Origin of the sequence: Streptomyces klenkii (genome assembly GCF_003626645.1) — a bacterium.
GTDB lineage: Bacteria > Actinomycetota > Actinomycetes > Streptomycetales > Streptomycetaceae > Streptomyces > Streptomyces klenkii.
In genome coordinates, this window is the sequence record NZ_RBAM01000017.1 from 23,605 (window position 1) to 41,418 (window position 17,814).

At 74.7% G+C, this 17,814-nt stretch carries 13 protein-coding genes; 5 read left to right on the plus strand and 8 right to left on the minus strand.

What is annotated here, in order from left to right; genetic code table 11:
* Window positions 1–377: 377 nt before the first annotated feature.
* The 3 genes from D7231_RS29440 to D7231_RS29450 are packed head-to-tail and all read right to left on the minus strand — an operon-like array spanning window position 378 to window position 3,869.
* Window positions 378–1,385 (minus strand): N-acetylglucosamine kinase, encoded by a 1,008-nt coding sequence (locus D7231_RS29440; RefSeq protein ID WP_120758662.1) that lies wholly within the window; start codon window positions 1,383–1,385, stop codon window positions 378–380.
* Window positions 1,376–2,629, minus strand: a complete 1,254-nt coding sequence (locus D7231_RS29445) for a 6-phospho-beta-glucosidase (protein ID WP_120758663.1) — start codon at window positions 2,627–2,629, stop codon at window positions 1,376–1,378. Before D7231_RS29445 ends, D7231_RS29440 begins: the two co-directional genes overlap by 10 nt.
* Before the next feature lie 58 nt (window positions 2,630–2,687).
* Window positions 2,688–3,869: an ROK family transcriptional regulator gene (locus D7231_RS29450; RefSeq protein ID WP_241999987.1), complete on the minus strand. Its 1,182-nt coding sequence runs from the start codon at window positions 3,867–3,869 to the stop codon at window positions 2,688–2,690.
* A 145-nt stretch (window positions 3,870–4,014) separates the two neighbouring features.
* On the opposite strand from D7231_RS29450, the gene D7231_RS29455 reads away from it, so the two are divergent.
* The gene (locus D7231_RS29455) at window positions 4,015–4,521 is read left to right on the plus strand and encodes an FBP domain-containing protein (RefSeq protein WP_120758664.1); all 507 of its coding nucleotides are present in this window, start codon (window positions 4,015–4,017) and stop codon (window positions 4,519–4,521) included.
* Window positions 4,522–4,549: 28 nt separating this feature from the next.
* On the opposite strand, the gene D7231_RS29460 is transcribed toward D7231_RS29455, so the two are convergent.
* Window positions 4,550–5,626: a mechanosensitive ion channel family protein gene (locus D7231_RS29460; RefSeq protein WP_120758665.1), complete on the minus strand. Its 1,077-nt coding sequence runs from the start codon at window positions 5,624–5,626 to the stop codon at window positions 4,550–4,552.
* Window positions 5,627–5,881: 255 nt separating this feature from the next.
* Between D7231_RS29460 and D7231_RS29465 the strand changes: the two genes are divergently transcribed.
* Window positions 5,882–6,418, plus strand: coding sequence for an HNH endonuclease (locus D7231_RS29465; RefSeq protein ID WP_030366446.1), 537 nt, complete (start codon window positions 5,882–5,884; stop codon window positions 6,416–6,418).
* A 71-nt stretch (window positions 6,419–6,489) separates the two neighbouring features.
* Here the strand turns inward: D7231_RS29465 and D7231_RS29470 are convergent, their stop codons facing one another.
* On the minus strand, window positions 6,490–9,342 hold the full coding sequence (locus D7231_RS29470) for a glycoside hydrolase family 84 protein (RefSeq protein ID WP_391473676.1): 2,853 nt from the start codon (window positions 9,340–9,342) through the stop codon (window positions 6,490–6,492).
* A gap of 292 nt (window positions 9,343–9,634) precedes the next feature.
* Here D7231_RS29470 and malQ point away from each other — a divergent pair, with 292 nt between their 5' ends.
* The 3 genes from malQ to D7231_RS29485 all read left to right on the plus strand — a co-directional run bounded on the left by malQ (window position 9,635) and on the right by D7231_RS29485 (window position 13,217).
* Window positions 9,635–11,716 (plus strand): 4-alpha-glucanotransferase, encoded by a 2,082-nt coding sequence (gene malQ / locus D7231_RS29475; RefSeq protein WP_120758719.1) that lies wholly within the window; start codon window positions 9,635–9,637, stop codon window positions 11,714–11,716.
* Between the two features lie 109 nt (window positions 11,717–11,825).
* Window positions 11,826–12,032 carry a hypothetical protein gene (locus D7231_RS29480; protein WP_078660181.1) on the plus strand — a complete coding sequence of 69 codons (207 nt, stop codon included), beginning with the start codon at window positions 11,826–11,828 and terminating at the stop codon, window positions 12,030–12,032.
* A gap of 210 nt (window positions 12,033–12,242) precedes the next feature.
* Window positions 12,243–13,217 carry an acyl-ACP desaturase gene (locus D7231_RS29485; protein ID WP_120758666.1) on the plus strand — a complete coding sequence of 325 codons (975 nt, stop codon included), beginning with the start codon at window positions 12,243–12,245 and terminating at the stop codon, window positions 13,215–13,217.
* Window positions 13,218–13,517: 300 nt separating this feature from the next.
* On the opposite strand, the gene pepN is transcribed toward D7231_RS29485, so the two are convergent.
* The 3 genes from pepN to D7231_RS29500 form a co-directional block, all read right to left on the minus strand.
* Window positions 13,518–16,091 (minus strand): aminopeptidase N, encoded by a 2,574-nt coding sequence (pepN, locus tag D7231_RS29490; RefSeq protein WP_120758667.1) that lies wholly within the window; start codon window positions 16,089–16,091, stop codon window positions 13,518–13,520.
* A 224-nt stretch (window positions 16,092–16,315) separates the two neighbouring features.
* A complete protein-coding gene (locus D7231_RS29495) occupies window positions 16,316–17,344 on the minus strand; it encodes an aspartate-semialdehyde dehydrogenase (RefSeq protein WP_120758668.1) in 1,029 nt (342 codons plus the stop codon).
* 147 nt (window positions 17,345–17,491) lie between these two features.
* Window positions 17,492–17,791 carry a carboxypeptidase-like regulatory domain-containing protein gene (locus tag D7231_RS29500; protein ID WP_120758669.1) on the minus strand — a complete coding sequence of 100 codons (300 nt, stop codon included), beginning with the start codon at window positions 17,789–17,791 and terminating at the stop codon, window positions 17,492–17,494.
* Between the last annotated feature and the right edge of the window lie 23 nt (window positions 17,792–17,814).

Sequence of the window (17,814 nt, forward strand, 5' to 3'; positions counted from 1 at the left end):
GTATTTCGTGATCAATCCGTGCGGGGCGGACTCTCGCACGATCGGGAAGGGGGAGGAAAACGGTTGACCGGTTTTGGGACATTGGGTAAATGAACGGTCAACAAGCGGCGGAGAGAGGAATTTCCGACTCGTGACGTTGTTGACGCCGAGTCAGGAAACTTGGCGGCCGCGAGGGGGTTTGCCGAAAGATCTTCCTGCGGGGCGTCCGATGTGGTGACGCCTCTCACGATGTGAACGTGACGTGAAGAATGCGGCGGTACGGCGGATTCCGGCCGTGCGGTCCGGATCTCCGCCCTCCGCGCCGCGCACGCTCCGCGCCCCCTCGCCGCCCAGGCTCCGCGCCCCGCGCCGTACGGACCGCCGCCGCGCGCCCGGCCCTACGCGTAGTGCGCGCGCAGCCGCCCGTACGCCGCCGCCGGGGCCCCCGCGCCGTCCAGCGCCAGCAGCGCCGCGCCCAGCACCGGCGGCGCCGTCACCACCACCGGCACGGCCCCCGGCGCGCGCCGCGCCAGCCCGGCCGCCACCTGCTCGTGCAGCAGGGGATGCCGGGCCGCGAGCACACCGCCGCCCAGCACCACCGGCACCTGTGCCCCCAGCAGGCCCAGCCGCCCCAGCGCGACCGCGGCCATGGCGACGATCTCCTCCGCCTGCCGGGCCACGATCCCGCGGGCCACCGGATCACCCGCGGCGGCCACCGCGAACAGCACCGGCACGAGCTCGTGCCGCCGCGCCGCCGCCACCGCGCCCAGGTGCAGCGCCTCGATCAGCGCGGGCATTCCGGCCAGGCCGAAGCGCGCGGGCAGGGCGTCCGCCAGCGCGGTGGGCCCGCCGCGGCCGTCGGCCGCCCGCGCCGCCCACCACAGCGCCTCCTCCGCCAGGTCCGTGCCGCCGCCCCGGTCGCCGGAGAGCCGCCCGAGCGCCGGGAAGCGGGCCGTCCGCCCGCCCGGGCCGAGCCCGGCGCAGTTGATGCCCGCCCCGCACACCACCGCGACCCCCACCGGCTCGCCCCCGTCGGGCAGCCCCGCCCGCAGCAGCGCGAAGGTGTCGTTGGCGACGGCGACCGCCCGCCCCCAGCCGCGGGCGGCGATCTCCGCGGTCAGCCGCTCCTCCTCCACCGGCAGGTCGCAGTTGGCCAGGCAGGCCTGGACGCGGGCGGCGTACGGGAGCGGGGCGGGCCGCCCGGCCGCGCCGGCGTCCGCCACGGCCCGTTCCACGAGCTCCGCCAGGCCGTCCACCGCGCTGCGCACGTTCCCGGCCTGCGGCTGGAACCCGCCGCCGCGCGCCGCCCCCAGCACCGCCCCGTCCGGCCCCACCAGCACCACGTCGGTCTTGCTGTTGCCCGCGTCGACGGCGAGCAGCGCGCCGTCCGAGCGCGTCACGCCCACGCGAGGTGTTCCCTGTTGTGCGCGAGGAGGGCGCCGGTCAGCCGGTCGGCGTGGTCGAGCTGCCCGACCAGCGGGTGCGCGAGCAGCGCCGCGAACACCCGCTCCCGGCCGCCCTTGAGCGCGGCCTCCAGCGCCAGGTGCTCGTACGCCGTGACGCTCGCGACCAGCCCCGCGAAGAGCGGCTCCAGCGGGCGTACGGGCAGCGGGTGCGCGCCGCGCGCGTCCACGGCCGCCGGCACCTCGATCACGGCGTCGTCCGGGAGGAAGGGCAGGGTGCCGTTGTTGAAGGCGTTGACGACCTGCACGTCGCCGGTGTCCCGCAGCAGGGACGCGGTCAGGGCGACCGCCGCCTCCGAGTAGAAGGCGCCGCCGCGCTTCTCCAGCAGCGCGGGCTTCTCGTCGAGCGCGGGATCGGCGTACAGGGCCAGCAGCTCCCGCTCCATGGCGGCCACTTGGGCGGCCCGCGACGGCCCGTCGCGCAGCTCCCGGACGACCTCGTCGTGGCGGTAGAAGTAGCGCAGGTAGTAGGAGGGCACGACGCCGAGCCGGTCCATGACCGCGCGCGGCATGCGCAGGTCCGCGGCGATCGCGTCCCCGTGCTCGGCGATCAGCCGCGGCAGGACGTCCCGCCCGCCCACGGTCACCGACCGCTCCCACGTGAGGTGGTTGAGGCCGGTGTGCTCCAGCGCCACCTCCCCGGGCGCCACCCCGAGCAGCCGGGCGAACTTCCGCTGGAACCCGATCGCCACGTTGCACAGCCCCACGGCCCGGTGCCCGGCCGCGAGCAGCGCCCGGGTCACGATGCCGACCGGGTTGGTGAAGTCCACGATCCAGGCGCCGGGGCTGCGCCGCCGTACGCGCTCGGCGATGTCCAGCACCACCGGGACCGTGCGCAGCGCCTTGGCGAGCCCGCCCGCGCCGGTGGTCTCCTGGCCGACGCAGCCGCACTCCAGCGGCCACGTCTCGTCCTGGAGCCGGGCCGCCTGGCCGCCCACGCGCAGTTGCAGCAGGACGGCGTCCGCGCCGTCGGCGCCCGCGTCCAGGTCCGCGGTCCAGGTGACGCGCCCGGGGTGGCCCTGCCGGGCGAGGATCCGCCGGGCGAGCGGGCCGACGAGCTCCAGCCGCCGCGCGTCCGGGTCGACCAGGACGAGCTCCGTCACCGGCAGCACATCGCGCAGCCGGGCGAATCCGTCGACGAGTTCGGGGGTGTACGTGGAGCCGCCACCCACCACTGCGAGCTTCAACCGTGACTCCTTCGTCGGTCGCCCCGGGGCGGGGCGACGAGGCCGTAAGGCCAGGACTTCAGGCCGTGTCGAACGCGGTCTCCCGGGCCGCGGCGAGCGCCGTCCGCAGCGCGCCGGTCAGGATCGGGCGGCCCTCCACGGCGCTCAGCCGCAGCTCCGGCCGGGGCAGGGCCAGCCCGGTCAGCTCGGCCTCGGCCATCGCGCGCAGCCGCTCGCCGCCCGCCCGGCACACCGCGCCGGAGAGCACCACGAGCGCGGGGTCGACCACGGCGACGACGGCCGCGAGCCCGGTGGCCAGCCGCCGGCCCAGCTCGGCGAAGACGTCGTCGCCGGCGCCCGGCAGCTCCGCCGCGCGGGCGAGCGCCTCGGCAGCCGTACGGGCCTCGATGCCGTGGGAGCGGGCCAGCGCGACGACGGCGGAGGAGGACACCAGCATCTGGAAGCCCCCGCCGCCGTCGGGGCCGGCCGTGGCGTCGTCCCCGCCGCGGGCGAGCGGCGCGCCCGGCAGCGGCATGTAGCCGATCTCGCCGGCGCCGCCCGTGGCGCCGCGCAGCAGCCGGCCGCCGAGCACGACCGCTGCGCCGACGCCGTCGTCCGCCCACACCAGGACGTAGTCGCCGCAGCCCTGCGCCGCGCCGGCGTGCTGCTCGGCGACGGCGGCGAGGTTGACGTCGTTCTCGATGACGACGGGCGTGCCCAGGGCCGCGGTGAGCTCGCCGCGCAGGGTGCGCGACTGCCAGCCGGGCAGGTGCGGGGCGTAGCGCAGGACGCCGGTGCGCGGGTCGAGGGCGCCGGGGGTGCCGATGACGGTGTGGCGCAGGGCGTCCCGGCCGAGCCCGGCCGCGGCGAGGGCGCCGTCGACGGCCTGCGCGACGAGCTCCGCCGTCTCGCGGCCCTCCTGCGGCTGCACGCGGTGCTCGCCGGCGACCGTGCCCGCGATGTCCGCGACCAGCGCGGTGATGCCCTCGGGGTCGACGGCCAGCGCGGCGACGTGGGCGATGCCCGGGTCGATCTCGTACAGCTGGGGGCTGGGGCCGGGCCGCCCGGTGACGCTGCCGGTGCGGCGCACCAGGCCGGCGGTCTCCAGGCGGGTGAGCAGCTGGGAGGCGGTGGGCTTGGACAGGCCGGTCAGCTCGCCGAGGCGGGTGCGGGTGAGGGGGCCGTGGGCGACGAGGAGGTCGAGGGCGGCGCGGTCGTTCATGGCCCGCAGCACGCGCGGCGTCCCCGGGGTTCCGGCCATCTCGTCGGCTCCACGATCTGTCAGGATCTGTTAGGAAACTTTCCTATCGATGACCGGGAGCGTAAGCGGCCGCCGGGCCGGGCGTCAACGGGTCCGCCCGAAAACCGGGCGACGAACCGCCCGGACGATGTTAATTTCCCTGACCATGCAACCGCTCGCCGACCACGACATACGCGCGTCTTTCATCAATTGCTCCAAGGGCGAGGCCCGCCGGATCGCCCTCCCGCGGAACCTCTCCGAACTCCCCTGGGAGGACCTCGACTTCCTGGGCTGGCGGGATCCGGGTGCGCCCGACCGCGGCTACGTCGTCGCCGAGCGCGAGGGAAAGCTGACGGGCGTGACGCTGCGGGTGCCGCAGGGCGGGCCGCGGAGCATGGCGAAGGCCACGATGTGCTCGCTGTGCCTGACGAGCCACCCGGGCTCGGGCGTCTCCCTGCTGGCCGCCAGGCGGGTCGGCCCCGCCGGGCGCGAAGGCAACACGGTCGGCGCGTACATGTGCGCGGACCTGGCCTGCTCGCTCTACGTGCGCGGCAAGAAGGTCCCGCAGATGGCGATGCGTTACAAGGAGACCCTGAGCGTCGAGGAGCGGATCGCCCGCATGCGCGGGAACCTGGACGACTTCCTCGGCAAGGTCGGGCAGGGCCGGGCCTAGGGGCAGGGCGTGACGCGGCGCCGCCGCGTCACTTGCCCAGCGGCATCCCCGGCGGCGCCAGCGGGATCGGCGTGGTCGCCATGGACTGCGGCGAGGCCGGGTTGGCCAGGGCGGACGGGGCCGCGACGGCCGCCATCGGGTCCGCCGCTCCCACCTCCAGATTCGCCTCCCCCGGGCGCCCGACGATCCGGATGCCCTCCGCGTCCAGCGCCTGCTTGACGCGCCAGCGCAGCTCCCGCTCGACGCCCAGCGCCTTGCCCGGCATGGTCTTGGCCGACACCCGGATGACCACCGAGTCCAGGTAGATCGCGTTCAGGCCGAGGACCTCGATGGGCTCCCACAGCCGCTCCGTCCACGGCTCGGACTTCTGCATCTCCTCGCCCGTACGGGTGAGGACCTCGCGCACCCGGTCCAGGTCCTCGTCGGCGCGGACCTGGACGTCGACGCCCGCCGTCGCCCAGCCCTGGCTCAGGTTGCCGATGCGCTTGACCTCGCCGTTGCGGACGTACCAGATCTCGCCGTCCGCGCCGCGCAGCTTCGTCACGCGCAGGCCCACCTCGATCACCTCGCCGGAGGCGACTCCGGCGTCGATCGAGTCGCCGACGCCGTACTGGTCCTCAAGGATCATGAAGACGCCGGAGAGGAAGTCGGTGACCAGATTGCGGGCGCCGAAGCCGATGGCCACGCCCGCCACGCCCGCGCTCGCCAGCAGCGGGGCCAGATTGATCTTCAGGACGGACAGCACGGTGAGCGCCGCCGTGCCCATGATCAGGAACGAGGTGACGCTGCGCAGCACGGAGCCGATGGCCTCCGAGCGCTGCCGGCGCCGCTCCGCGTTGACCAGCAGGCCCCCGAGGGCCGTGCCGTCCACGGCCGAGGCCGTGCGGTTCATCCGCGCTATGAGCTTGGTGATGGCACGCCGGATCAGCGAGCGCATCACGACCGCGATGACCACGATCAGGATGATGCGCAGGCTGTTGCTGAGCCAGATGGACCAGTTCTCCTCGACCCAGCCGGCGGCGTCGTTCGCCGTCCGTTGTGCCTCGTCGAGAGAGACGGGACGGGGCGTCGCGTCTTCTGCGGCCAGGGCGGCGGACCAGAACACTGCAGGAACCCTTCGTGTGTGATGCCGGCCCGCTGACGCGGGCGGGCAGGCCCCCAAGACTATCGGGGCCCAGGTGATCGTCCGTTGCTGTGTTCGAGATGCGACCGGTCCTGAGCGGGGGATGAACAAGATGTGTTCCAAAACACCCGTGACCCGTTACCTGGTCATGGTGGCGCTCCGACCAGGGGCCGGGGGACACTTGCAGGAGATCGTCCCGGCGCGAGCCACGCGCCGCCGGCGTACAAGGAGGCACCCGTGCCGCATGTCCTGGTCCTCAACGCGTCGTACGAGCCGCTCGGCGTCGTACCGCTCCGCCGCGCGCTCATACTCGTCCTCAATGAAAAGGCCGTCAGCCTTGAGGACACCGGCGCCTATATGCACAGCGCAACGTGCACCATCCCCGCTCCCAGCGTGGTCCGCCTCAAACGCTTCGTGCGCGTGCCCTTTCGGGGGCCCGTCCCGCTCACCCGCCGTGCTCTCTTCGCCCGTGACGGCGGGCGCTGCGCGTATTGCGGTGGCGTCGCAACCAGCGTCGACCACGTGGTCCCGCGCAGCCGCGGCGGCCAGCACGCCTGGGAGAACGTGGTGGCGGCCTGCCGCCGCTGCAATCACGTCAAGGCCGACCGGCACGTCGCCGAGCTCGGGTGGCGGCTGCGCCACCAGCCCGCGCCGCCGTCCGGCCTGGCCTGGCGCATCATCGGCACGGGCCATAGGGATCCGCGCTGGCTGCCTTATCTGGAGGCATTCGGCGCGGAGGACGCGATGGCCCGGATCGACGGCATTTCCGCCTGAGGATTCCGGGCCATTGCTCTGCCCCTGCCCGCCTCCGGCCCGCTCCTGCCGCGTTCCACGGCAGGGGCGGGCTAGGGCATCACCGCATACGCCTCCACGCCCTGGAGCGCCTTCCCGCCCTGTACGCGGACGAAGCGCGTGTCCGGCGCGTCCACGCGCACCGGCTCCGTCCCTCCCTTGCCGCAGGACACGGCCGCGTCCCGCCAGGTGCGGCCGTCCGCGGACACCTGGACGCGGCAGCGGGCCGCATCCTGACCGTCCCGCCCGTCCTTCCAGTGCAGCACCAGCCGCCCCAGCCGTACGGGACGGGCCAGCTCCAGCTGCCACAGGCCGTCGCCGCCCGGGGAGCTCGTGGCCGCGCCGCGTGCCAGGTCCGGGCCGCCGGCCCGCGGATAGGCCCGCACGGTCAGCGTGCGCTCCTGGTCGCCCAGGCGCACCGGCACGGTGAAGGTGCGGGCCGAGCCGCCCGCCGGGACCGCGAGCTCGATCCGGGCCGTGGCGACCCCGCCGCGCGCCACGCTCACCTCGGCGGGGGCCGTGACCCGGACCCCGTCGGGCGCCCGCACGGTGAGCTTCTCCCGCACCTGCTCCGGCCGCCGGTTGATCATGCGTACGTCCACCGTCGCCGGGTCCCCGCCGAGCTCCGCGTCCGCCTCCGTGCGCGAGAGCTCGACGTCCGCCGTGGGCGTGTCCGCGAACCACGGGGCGATCTCGTGGACGGGCGGCGGCGTGCCGTTCCCCTCCCACACCACCCGCAGCGCGTCCGCCGTCAGGCCCTTGCCCGGCACCTGCGTCCAGCCGCTGTCCGACACCGCGCCCAGCGGCTGCCAGCCCTTGGCGGCGTCGTGCGCCCAGGCCGTGCCGCGCGCGCCGGGCGCCGGGGCGGTGAGCACCGTGACGGCCGTCAGCGGCCGCGGCCCGCCCAGCCGTACGGTCAGCGGCTCGCCCGCGGCGCCCGTGAACGAGGTGGCCGGGTCGCCGTCGGTGGCCGCGCCCGCCGAGCGGACCGGCCGGTCCACGCCCGTCCAGCCGTTCGCCCGGGCCAGCGCCCGGTCGAGGAAGGGGGTGAGGACGCCCTTGCCGACCGTCACCGGGCTGTCCTCGACCCGCCCGCGCAACCGCTGCACGTCCAACTGGGCCCGCCAGGCCTCCGCGCCGTCGCCGCGCGCCTGCGCGAGCAGCATGTCCAGCGCCCGCGCTCCCGCCTCGCCGTGCCGCGCGAGCTGCTCCAGCCACGGGCCGACCTCGCCGCCGAAGGTTCCGGACAGGCGCTGCGGGGCGTCCCGCATCGTCGCGAAGGCGGCCCGCAGCCGCTTCGCGGCCTCGTCCCGCGCCGCGGCGTCCGTCCCCGACAGGGCGGTCCAGAACGCGTCCAGCAGCGGGCGCAGGTACGCCGACTCCTCGCCCCCGAGCACCGACGACGCGTCGTTGCCCGCCAGCGCCCGCAGCGCCTCCCGGGTGCGCGGGTCCGGCCCGGCCAGGTCGTCGACCGCGGCCCGCCACGACTCCTGGGGGCGGTAGCCGCGCGGGTTCCACGCGTAGTCGGCCGCTGTGAACAGCGGGATCCGCGCGACCGCGGCCTGCGAGGAGGCGTTGGCCAGCAGCGCGGCGGAGCCCGCCGCGACGGCCGGCTCGCGGCCGGTGTACGGGCCGAGGAAGATACGGTCCTGCGCGAAGTCGTTGACCGGGTAGTTGTCCATCGTCACCAGCGGGTGCCCGAACGCCGCCCGGGCGTCGGCCAGTTCGCCCCCGGTGATGGTCTTCGGCACCACCCCGACGCCCGTCCACGCCACCTCCACGCGCGGGTCGAGCTCCTCCGCGAGCGCCCGCCGGAACGCCGTCCGCCCGTCCTGGAAGTACTCGGTGGGCAGCAGCGACAGCGGCGCCGCCTCCGCCCCCTTCGCCGCCAGGTGCGCCGCCAGCGCGCCCGCGACCTTCGCCTGCGCCTTCGCCGCCGCCTTCGGCCCCGAGCCGAACGCGTCCGCGTCCGCCCCGCAGTGCCACTCGCTGTAGCTCACGTCCTGGAACTGCAACTGGAACGCCCGGAAGCCCAGCGCCCACATGCCGTCCACCTTGCGCTTGAGCGCCCGCAGGTCCTCCGCCGACGAGAAGCACATCGCCTGCCCCGGCGCCACCGCCCAGCCCAGCGTCACGTGGTTGCGGCGCGCCCGCTCGGCCAGCTCCCGGAACTCCGCGCGCTGCGCCGCGGGGTAGGCGGCGCGCCAGCGGGCCTGCCGGTACGGGTCGTCGCCCGGCGCGTACAGATAGCGGTTCTGCTTGGTGCGGCCCATGAAGTCCAGCTGCGCCAGCCGCTGCTCGCGCGTCCACGGCTCGCCGTAGAAACCCTCCGACAGACCCCGTACGGCCGTGCCCGGCCAGTCGCGGACCACCGCTCCCGCGAAGCCCTTCGCGCCGCCCTGCTCCACCGCGAGCTGCCGCAGCGTCTGCACCGCGTGGAACAGCCCGTCGGCGCCCGCGCCCGCGAGCGCCGCCGTCGGCCGGCCCGCCACCTGCCCCGTCGCCAGCCGGTAGCCCCCGGCCGGCAGGTCCCCGGCCTCCGGCGCGCCCAGCGCCCGCAGCGCCTCCTCGGCGCCCCGCCCGCCCGCGTAGACGATCAGCCCGGTGGGGGGCGGCGTCCCGCCGGGGGCCGCGTCCACGACCGTACGGGCGCCCGCCGCGCGCAGCACCTCCCGCAGCGCACCGACCGCGTACGGGTCCGTGCCCGGCTCCGCCATCAGCGTGACCTCGTCGCCGGCCGGGGCGAACGAGCCGAGCGCGCGCGAGGCCTGGGGCCGCGGCCACACCGGCGGCAGCGCGCCGTCGCTCTGCGGGTCGGTCGCGGCGGCCGCGGCGTCGTCCGGACGGGGCGCGGCCGAGCTCCCGGGCGCGCCCGCCAGCAGGCCGCTGAGCAGGGCCGCCGCCAGGACGGTCACGCCGGCGCGCCGGGGCCGCGCGGGCCCGTGGCCGCCGGCTGAGGTGCCGCAGGAGTCGCTGCCCCGGAAGTGCACGGCCGTCTCCCTCGCCCTCTTGGTACTCCGGACGGGGGCGAGCCCATCACCAGCCGGTGGGCGTGTCAACGCACGTGACCGAAGTGCCTGTATTGCCCGGCGCGTCGACGGCGAAAGCCGAACGTCCGCGGGTGAACGGGAATTCGAGTGGTGTCCCGCCGCCCGGCGGCGGGTACGGCCTTCGGCACGGACACCTGCGGAGGTGGTGATGGCCGACGTGCTCACGGCCAGAGCGCGGCTCGCCGCACTGCACGGCATCGCGACGTCGTACGGCCCCGCGCCCGGCCGCAGCGTGGAGGTGCCCGAGGACACCGTCGTCGCCGTCCTCGCCGCGCTCGGCGTCGACGCCGCCACGCCCGCCGCCGCGCGCGAGGCCCTCGCCGCCCACGAGGAAGCCGCCCGGCGCAGGCTGCTGCCCGCCACCGTGGTCCTGCGCGCGGGCCGCGGCGCGCTCCCGGCGCTGCCGCCCGGCACCGAGGCCAGCGTGGAGACCGAGGACGGCGCCGTCCTCGTCCTGGACGCCGCACGGCCCCCCGCCGCCCTCCCGCCCGGCACGCACCTGCTGCGCGCCCACGCCCCCGACGGCCGCACCGCCGCCGCGCCCCTGATCGTCGCCCCCGGCCGGCTGCCCGCCCCGCCCGCGCGCGGCCACGGCTTCCTCCTCCAGCTCTACTCCCTGCTCTCCGCCCGCTCCTGGGGCATGGGCGACCTCGGCGACCTGGCCGCGCTCGCCACCTGGTCCGCCTCCTCCTTCGGCACGGACTTCGTCCAGGTCAACCCCCTGCACGCGGCCGTCCCCGGCGCCGGCGGCACCCCCACCGACCCCTCGCCCTACCGGCCCTCGTCCCGCCGCTTTCCCGACCCCGTCCACCTGCGCGTCACGGACGTCCCCGAGTTCGCCCTGCTCACCGGCGAGGCCCGCGAGCGCGCCGGGCTGCTCCTCGGCCGGGCCGCCGCCCTGCGCGACGCCGTCCTCCACAAGGGCGAGCTCATCGACCGCGACGCCGCCTGGGAGCTCAAGCGGCGCGCCCTGGAGCTCGTCCGCACCGTGCCGCTCGCCCCCGCCCGCCGCGCCGCCTACGAGGCCTTCGTCGCCGAGCAGGGCCGCGCCCTGGAGGACCACTGCACCTGGAACGCCCTCGCTGAGCTGCACGGCCCGCACTGGCGCTCCTGGCCCGGCGGGCTCGCCGACCCCCGCTCCGCCGCCACCGCCCGCGCCCGCGACCGCCTGGCCGGCCGCGTCGGCTTCCACCGCTGGCTCGCCTGGCTCACCGACGAGCAGCTCGCCGCCGCCCAGCGCGCCGCCCGCGCCGCCGGCATGCGCATCGGCCTCGTCCACGACCTCGCCGTCGGCGTCCACCCCTCCGGCGCGGACACCTGGGCGCAGCAGGACGCCTTCGCCGCCGGCATGTCCGTCGGCGCGCCGCCCGACGCCTTCAGCCCCCGCGGCCAGGACTGGGGCCTGCCGCCCTGGCGCCCCGACGCCCTGGAGGCCTGCGGCTACCGCCCCTACCGCGAGACGCTGCGCGGCCTCCTGCGGCATGCCGGCGGGCTGCGCGTCGACCACGTCATGGGCCTCTTCCGGCTGTGGTGGGTGCCCGAGGGCGAGGAGCCCACGCGCGGCACGTACGTGCGCTACGACCCCGAGGCCATGCTCGGTGTCCTCGCCCTGGAGGCGCACCGCGCGGGCGCCACCGTCGTGGGGGAGGACCTCGGCACCGTCGAGCCCGGGGTGCGCGAGGAGCTGGCCGAGCGCGGCGTGCTCGGGACGTCCGTGCTGTGGTTCGAGCGGGACTGGGCGAGCGCCGCGGCCGCGCCCCTGCCGCCCGGCCGGTGGCGCGCCGGCTGCCTCGCCACCGCCACCACGCACGACCTGCCCAGCACCGCCGCCCGGCTCAGCGGCGACCACGTCGGCCTGCGCCACCGGCTGGGGCTGCTCGCCCGCCCGCTCGCCGACGAGCAGCGGGAGGACGCCCGCGAGGCGGCGGAGTGGCTGGAGCTCTTCGCGCGGCTCGGGCTCCTGCCCGAGGGGCCGTACGGCGAGGAGGCGGCCGTTCTGGCCGTCCACCGCTTCCTGCTGCGCACCCCCGCCCGGCTCGTCGGCGTCTGGCTGCCCGACGCGGTCGGCGACCGCCGGCCGCAGAACGTGCCGGGCACGTGGGACGAGTACCCCAACTGGCGGCTGCCCGTCGCCGGGCCCGACGCGCGCCCGCTGTCCCTGGAGGAGCTCATGGCCTCGCCCCGCCTGCGGGCCCTGATGGCCGAGGTGGGAGCGGCGGGGGAGCCGTAGCCCCACCCCCGGGCGCGCGGGCCTCTTATGCTCCCGATATCTTGAGGCCGTGAGCTCTAAGAACAAGAACGCCGTGCGAGCCGGTGCCATCTCGGCCGGCACGCTGCTGATGCTGCTGATGTCGTCCCCCGCGTTCGCGCTCACCCGCGACGACGGTGACGACCCGGGTCCGGGCCTGAGCGTGATCAACACGCTCGGCCTCTACGTCGCCGCGCCGATCGTCCTCTTCCTGGTGATCGCCGGCCTCACGATGGTCGCCGCCAGGCACTCGGACAACCCGCACACCGTCGACACCCACCACCCGCGCACGCGCTAGCCGCTCCGTTTCCGCTTCAGCCCGGTGCCCCGGTCCTTCAAGGACCGGGGCACCGGGCTTTTGCGCGTCCTTTTGCGGTGTGTCCCGGTGTGTGTCCCGCGGTGTGTTCCCGCCCTCATTCCGGAGCCAAGGATTTCGCTTTACGGCCGGCTTAACCTACGGTGTCGTAACCTACGGAGCCGTAAGTACGATCATCCCCTGGAGCTGTCCGTGACCATCGCCCCCCTCCGCCACCATGCCCGGGCCGTGTGGAGCGACAGCCGCCTGCTGTACGCGCTCGAAGAGGTCGTCGAGGCCGAGCTCAACCGGCACCTCAAGATCGCCAAGGAATGGATGCCGCACGAGTACGTGCCCTGGAGCGACGGCCGCGACTTCGACGGCGTCATGGGCGGGGAGGCCTGGGCCCCCGAGCAGTCCAAGGTCACCGACATCGGCCGCACCGCGCTCGTCGTCAACCTGCTGACCGAGGACAACCTCCCCAGCTACCACCACGAGATCGCCCAGCTCTTCGGGCGCGACGGCGCGTGGGGCACGTGGGTGCACCGCTGGACCGCGGAGGAGGGCCGGCACGGCATCGTCATGCGGGACTACCTGCTGACCTCGCGGGCCGTCGACCCCGTCGCCCTGGAGCGGTTCCGGATGTCCCACATGAGCGAGGGCTTCGAATCCGACAACCGGCACAGCATGCTGCACTCGGTCGCGTACGTGGCCTTCCAGGAGCTCGCCACGCGGATCTCGCACCGCAACACGGGGCGGCACTCCGGTGACCCCGTCTGCGAGCGGATGCTCGCCCGCATCGCCACGGACGAGAACCTCCACATGGTCTTCTACCGCAACCTGCTCGGAAAGGCGTTCGAGCTGGCGCCGGACCAGACGATGGCGGCCGTCCGCGACGTCGTCGTCAACTTCCGCATGCCGGGCCACGGCATCCCCGGCTTCGAGCGGGCGGCCGCCCAGATGGCGATCGGCGGGATCTACAACCTCCGCATCCACCACGACGACGTCCTCCAGCCGGTCCTCCGCTTCCTGAAGGTCCTGGAGATCACCGGCCTGGGCCCGGAGGGCCTCCGCGCCCAGGACGAACTGGGCGCGTTCATGACCGATCTGGACACCCAGGCAACGAAGTTCGACGAACGCCGGGCAGCGCTGCTGGCGCGGCGCGCCGCGAGGTCGGAGAAGGCGTAAGCCTTCTCCGCATCCGGGGTCAAGGGCGCCCGCATGCACCCTTGAACCCGCCGCCACGGTGCGTAACCACCGCGGTGGCGACCGGCGGTGCCGTACGTCCTCCGGACGGGGCCTGGACCGGGTCAAGGGTGCCCGCACGCACCCTTGAACCCGCCGCCGCGGCGCGCAACCACCGCGGCGGCGACCGGCGGTGCCGTGCGGGCTCAGGCCGGTCCGGCACCGCCGAATACCGCCGCTGTGGCGGATCGCCGCCGCGGCGGGGTGAAGGGTGCGTGCCCCGCACCCTTCGCGCAGCGAGCGTCAGCTCGCCGCGGCCGCGTCCGCGGCCTGCGCCCGCAGCGCTCGTTCCACGCCCGAGCGGGACTCCATCACCAGACGCCGCAGCGCCGCGTTCGGGGATGCTGACGCCAGCCACGCGTCCGTCGCGTCCAGGGTCTCCTGGGAGACGAGGAGCGCGGGGTACAGCCCGACCGCGATCTGCTGCGCGATCTCGTGGCTGCGGGTCTCCCACACCGGCTTGACCGCCGCGAAGTACTTCTCCACGTACGGCGCGAGCAGCTCCCGCTGGTCGGACTGGACGAAGCCGCCGATGACGGCTTCCTGCACCGCGTTGGGCAGGGCGGCCGACTCCACGACCGACTTCCACGCGGCGTCCTTCGCCTCGGCGGTGGGCCGGGAGGCCCGCGCCGCCGCCGCGTACCGCTCGCCCGCGGACGTCCGGTCGCGGTCGAGCTCGGCCGCGACGGCCGTCTCGTCCGCACGGCCGGTCGCCGCGAGGCGCCCGAGGAGGGCCCAGCGCAGCTCGGTGTCGACGGCGAGCCCGTCGATCTTCTCGGTGCCGTCGAGGAGCCCCTGGAGCAGGTCGAGCTGCTGCTCGGTCCGCGCGGTGGCCGCGAACGCGCGCGCCCACGCGAGCTGGTGGTCGCTGCCGGGCGCGGCGGACCGCAGGTGGTCGAGAGCCGCCTCGGTCCAGCGGGCGAGGCCCGTCGCGCGCCACTCGGGGGCGGCGTACAGGTCCATGGCGAGCTTCACCTGCCGCTGGAGCGACTGGACGACGCCGATGTCCGACTCCTTGGCGATGCCGGAGAGGACGAGCGCGAGGTAGTCGCGCGCGGCGAGCTCGCCGTCGCGGGTCATGTCCCACGCGGAGGCCCAGCACAGGGCCCGCGGCAGGGACTCGGCGAAGTCGCCGAGGTGGGCGGTGACGGTCGCCAGCGACTGCTCGTCGAGGCGGACCTTGGCGTACGACAGGTCGTCGTCGTTGAGCAGGACGACGGCCGGCCGGGCCTTGCCGGTGAGCGCGTCGACGGAGGTCAGCTCGCCGTCGACGTCGAGCTCGATCCGCTCGGTGCGGACGAGCTTGCCGCCCTCCAGCTCGTACAGGCCGATCGCGATCCGGTGCGGCCGCAGCGTCGGCTCGCCCTGGGCGCCGGCGGGCAGCGCGGGCGCCTCCTGGCGGACGGCGAAGGAGGTGATGACGCCGGACGCGTCGGTCTCGATCTCCGGGCGCAGGATGTTGATGCCGGCGGTCTCCAGCCACAGCTTCGACCACGTGGTCAGGTCGCGGCCGGAGGTCTTCTCCAGCGCGCCGAGCAGGTCCGTCAGGCGCGTGTTCTTGTAGGCGTGCTCCTTGAAGTACGCCTGGACGCCGCGGAAGAACGCGTCCTCACCCACGTAGGCGACGAGCTGCTTCAGCACGGACGCGCCCTTGGCGTAGGTGATCCCGTCGAAGTTGACGAGGACGTCGTCCAGGTCGCGGATCTCGGCCATGATCGGGTGGGTGGAGGGCAGCTGGTCCTGCCGGTAGGCCCAGGTCTTCATGGAGTTCGCGAACGTGGTCCACGCGTGGGGCCAGCGCGAGCCCGGGGCGGAGGCCTGGCAGGCGATCGAGGTGAAGGTGGCGAACGACTCGTTCAGCCACAGGTCGTTCCACCACTCCATGGTGACGAGGTCGCCGAACCACATGTGGGCCAGCTCGTGCAGGATCGTCTCGGCCCGCGTCTCGTACGCGGCGTCCGTGACCTTCGAGCGGAAGACGTACTGGTCGCGGATGGTGACGGCGCCGGCGTTCTCCATCGCGCCCGCGTTGAACTCCGGCACGAACAGCTGGTCGTACTTCGGGAACGGGTAGGCGTAGTCGAACTTCTCCTCGAACCAGTCGAAGCCCTGCCGCGTCACCTCGAAGATGTCGTCCGCGTCCAGGAACTCGGCCAGCGAGGGGCGGCAGTAGATGCCCAGCGGAATGCTGCGGCCGTCCTTCTCGTACGTGCTGTGCACGCTGTGGTACGGGCCGGCGATCAGGGCCGTGATGTAGGTGGAGATCCGCTGCGTCGGGGCGAAGCGCCAGACGTGGTCGGCGGGCCGCTCGGGGGTCGGCGAGTTGGAGATGACCGTCCAGCCCTCGGGCGCCTTCACGGTGAAGGTGAAGACGGCCTTCAGGTCGGGCTGCTCGAAGGAGGCGAAGACGCGCCGCGCGTCCGGCACCTCGAACTGGGTGTACAGGTAAGCCTGCTGGTCGACCGGGTCGACGAAGCGGTGCAGGCCCTCGCCGGTGTTGGTGTACGCGCAGTCCGCGACGACCTTCAGCTCGTTGCGCCCGGCCACCAGGCCCGGCAGCGCGATCCGGCTGTCGGCGAACACCTCGGCCGGGTCGAGGGCGGTCCCGTTCAGCACGACCTCGTGCACCGCGGGCGCCACCAGGTCGATGAACGTCTCCGCGCCCGCCTCGGCCGCGTCGAAGCGCACCAGGGTCTCGGAGCGGTAGGTGCCCCCCTCCTGCGCGCCGGACAGATCGAGGTCGACCTCGTACGAGTCGACGGTCAGCAGCGCCGCCCGCCGCTGTGCCTCTTCGCGGGTCAGATTCGTTCCAGGCACCTGGGCATCTCCTTAACTTCGCGACTTTCCGGCCATCCTTCCACGACGAGCGCCTCGGGCGCCGTGGAGTTGATGCGGAGTGCGGTCGTCCGGCCACAGGGGAGCCGGGTGGGAGGCGGTTCCTCGGGGCGCGATGTCCTGGAAACGTCATTGCCGAGCGCCGGACAGCACAGGGGCCGGGCACCCCGGAGGGGGTGCCCGGCCCGTTGTCCCGCGTACCGGCGTCAGCCGTTCCGCTCGGCGGCGACCAGCTCCGCGATCTGCACGGCGTTCAGCGCCGCGCCCTTGCGGAGGTTGTCGTTGGAGAGGAACAGCGCGAGGCCGTTCTCGGCGGTCTCGTCGACGCGGATGCGGCCCACGTAGGAGGCGTCCTTGCCGGCGGCCTGGAGCGGGGTGGGGATCTCCGAGAGCTCGACGCCGGGGGCGTCCCCCAGCAGCTCGTACGCGCGCTCGACGCTGACCGGGCGCTCGAAGCGGGCGTTGACCTGGAGGGAGTGGCCGGAGAAGACGGGGACGCGGACGCAGGTGCCGGAGACCTTGAGGCCCGGGATCTCCAGGATCTTCCGGGACTCGTTGCGGAGCTTCTGCTCCTCGTCGGTCTCGAAGCGGCCGTCGTCGACGATCGAGCCGGCCAGCGGGAGCACGTTGAAGGCGATGGGGCGCTTGTAGACGCCGGGCTCGGGGAACTCGACGGCCTCGCCGTCGAACGCGAGCTGGTCGGCCTCCTCCGCAAGCTGGCACACCTGCGTGTGCAGCTCGGCGACGCCGGCCACGCCCGAGCCGGAGACGGCCTGGTAGGTGGTGGCGATGAGGCCCGTCAGGCCGGCCTCCTCGTGCAGCGGGCGCAGCACGGGCATGGCGGCCATGGTGGTGCAGTTCGGGTTGGCGATGATGCCCTTGGGGCGGTCCTTGACCGCGTGCGGGTTGACCTCGGAGACGACCAGCGGGACCTCGGGGTCCATGCGCCAGGCGGAGGAGTTGTCGATCACGACGGCGCCCTGGCCGGCGACCTTCTCGGCCAGCGCCCGCGAGGTGGCGCCGCCGGCGGAGAAGAGCACGATGTCCAGGCCGGTGTAGTCGGCGGTCGAAGCGTCCTCGACGGTGACCTCCGTGCCCTTCCAGGGGAGGGTGGACCCGGCGGAGCGCGCCGAGGCGAACAGCCGCAGCTCGCTGACCGGGAAGTCCCGGTCGGCGAGGATCTTGCGCATGACTCCGCCGACCTGCCCGGTGGCTCCGACGATTCCGATCCTCATGAGGGCTCCCTACTCATGTACATCACATGCAACCTGCTGCCAGGGACGTCCCGCCTGGCACGCCGGTTCCATCATGTGGTCACACCCGCCCCAAAAGTCCAATCCTTTGACCGGTGTGCGAGAAGGGCCCGGCGGCGCCGGAAATCTTCAGCCGAGGCGCAGGTCCGCCCGGACATCCTCCGGGCGGCCGGCGGCGCCGGGCTCCGCGGTGCCGCCGACCCTGACCTGGGCCGACGCCGCTCCGGCGGCCTCCCGGCAGGCGAGGGTGTACGTCCCCGCCGCCGGGGCGGTGAGCGCGAAGCGGCCTTCGCCGTCGGTGACGGCGGCGATGTCGGGCAGGGGCACCGGCCCGTCGGTGAAGGCCACGCGGGCCCCGGCGACGGGAGCGCCCGCGGCGTCGCGGACCGTGCCGCGGATCACGCCGGCGGGCGCCGGGGAGGGGCTCATGAGCGCTCGGTCATCGGGGGCGG

Bases quoted from the DNA above. Each gene is read 5' to 3' on its own strand.
- D7231_RS29450 (WP_241999987.1), bottom strand. From the start codon at position 3,869: ATGGCCGGAACCCCGGGGACGCCGCGCGTGCTGCGGGCCATGAACGAC.
- D7231_RS29455 (WP_120758664.1), top strand. From the start codon at position 4,015: ATGCAACCGCTCGCCGACCACGACATACGCGCGTCTTTCATCAATTGC.
- malQ (WP_120758719.1), top strand. From the start codon at position 9,635: ATGGCCGACGTGCTCACGGCCAGAGCGCGGCTCGCCGCACTGCACGGC.
- D7231_RS29480 (WP_078660181.1), top strand. From the start codon at position 11,826: ATGCTGCTGATGTCGTCCCCCGCGTTCGCGCTCACCCGCGACGACGGT.
- D7231_RS29495 (WP_120758668.1), bottom strand. From the start codon at position 17,344: ATGAGGATCGGAATCGTCGGAGCCACCGGGCAGGTCGGCGGAGTCATG.
- D7231_RS29500 (WP_120758669.1), bottom strand. From the start codon at position 17,791: ATGAGCCCCTCCCCGGCGCCCGCCGGCGTGATCCGCGGCACGGTCCGC.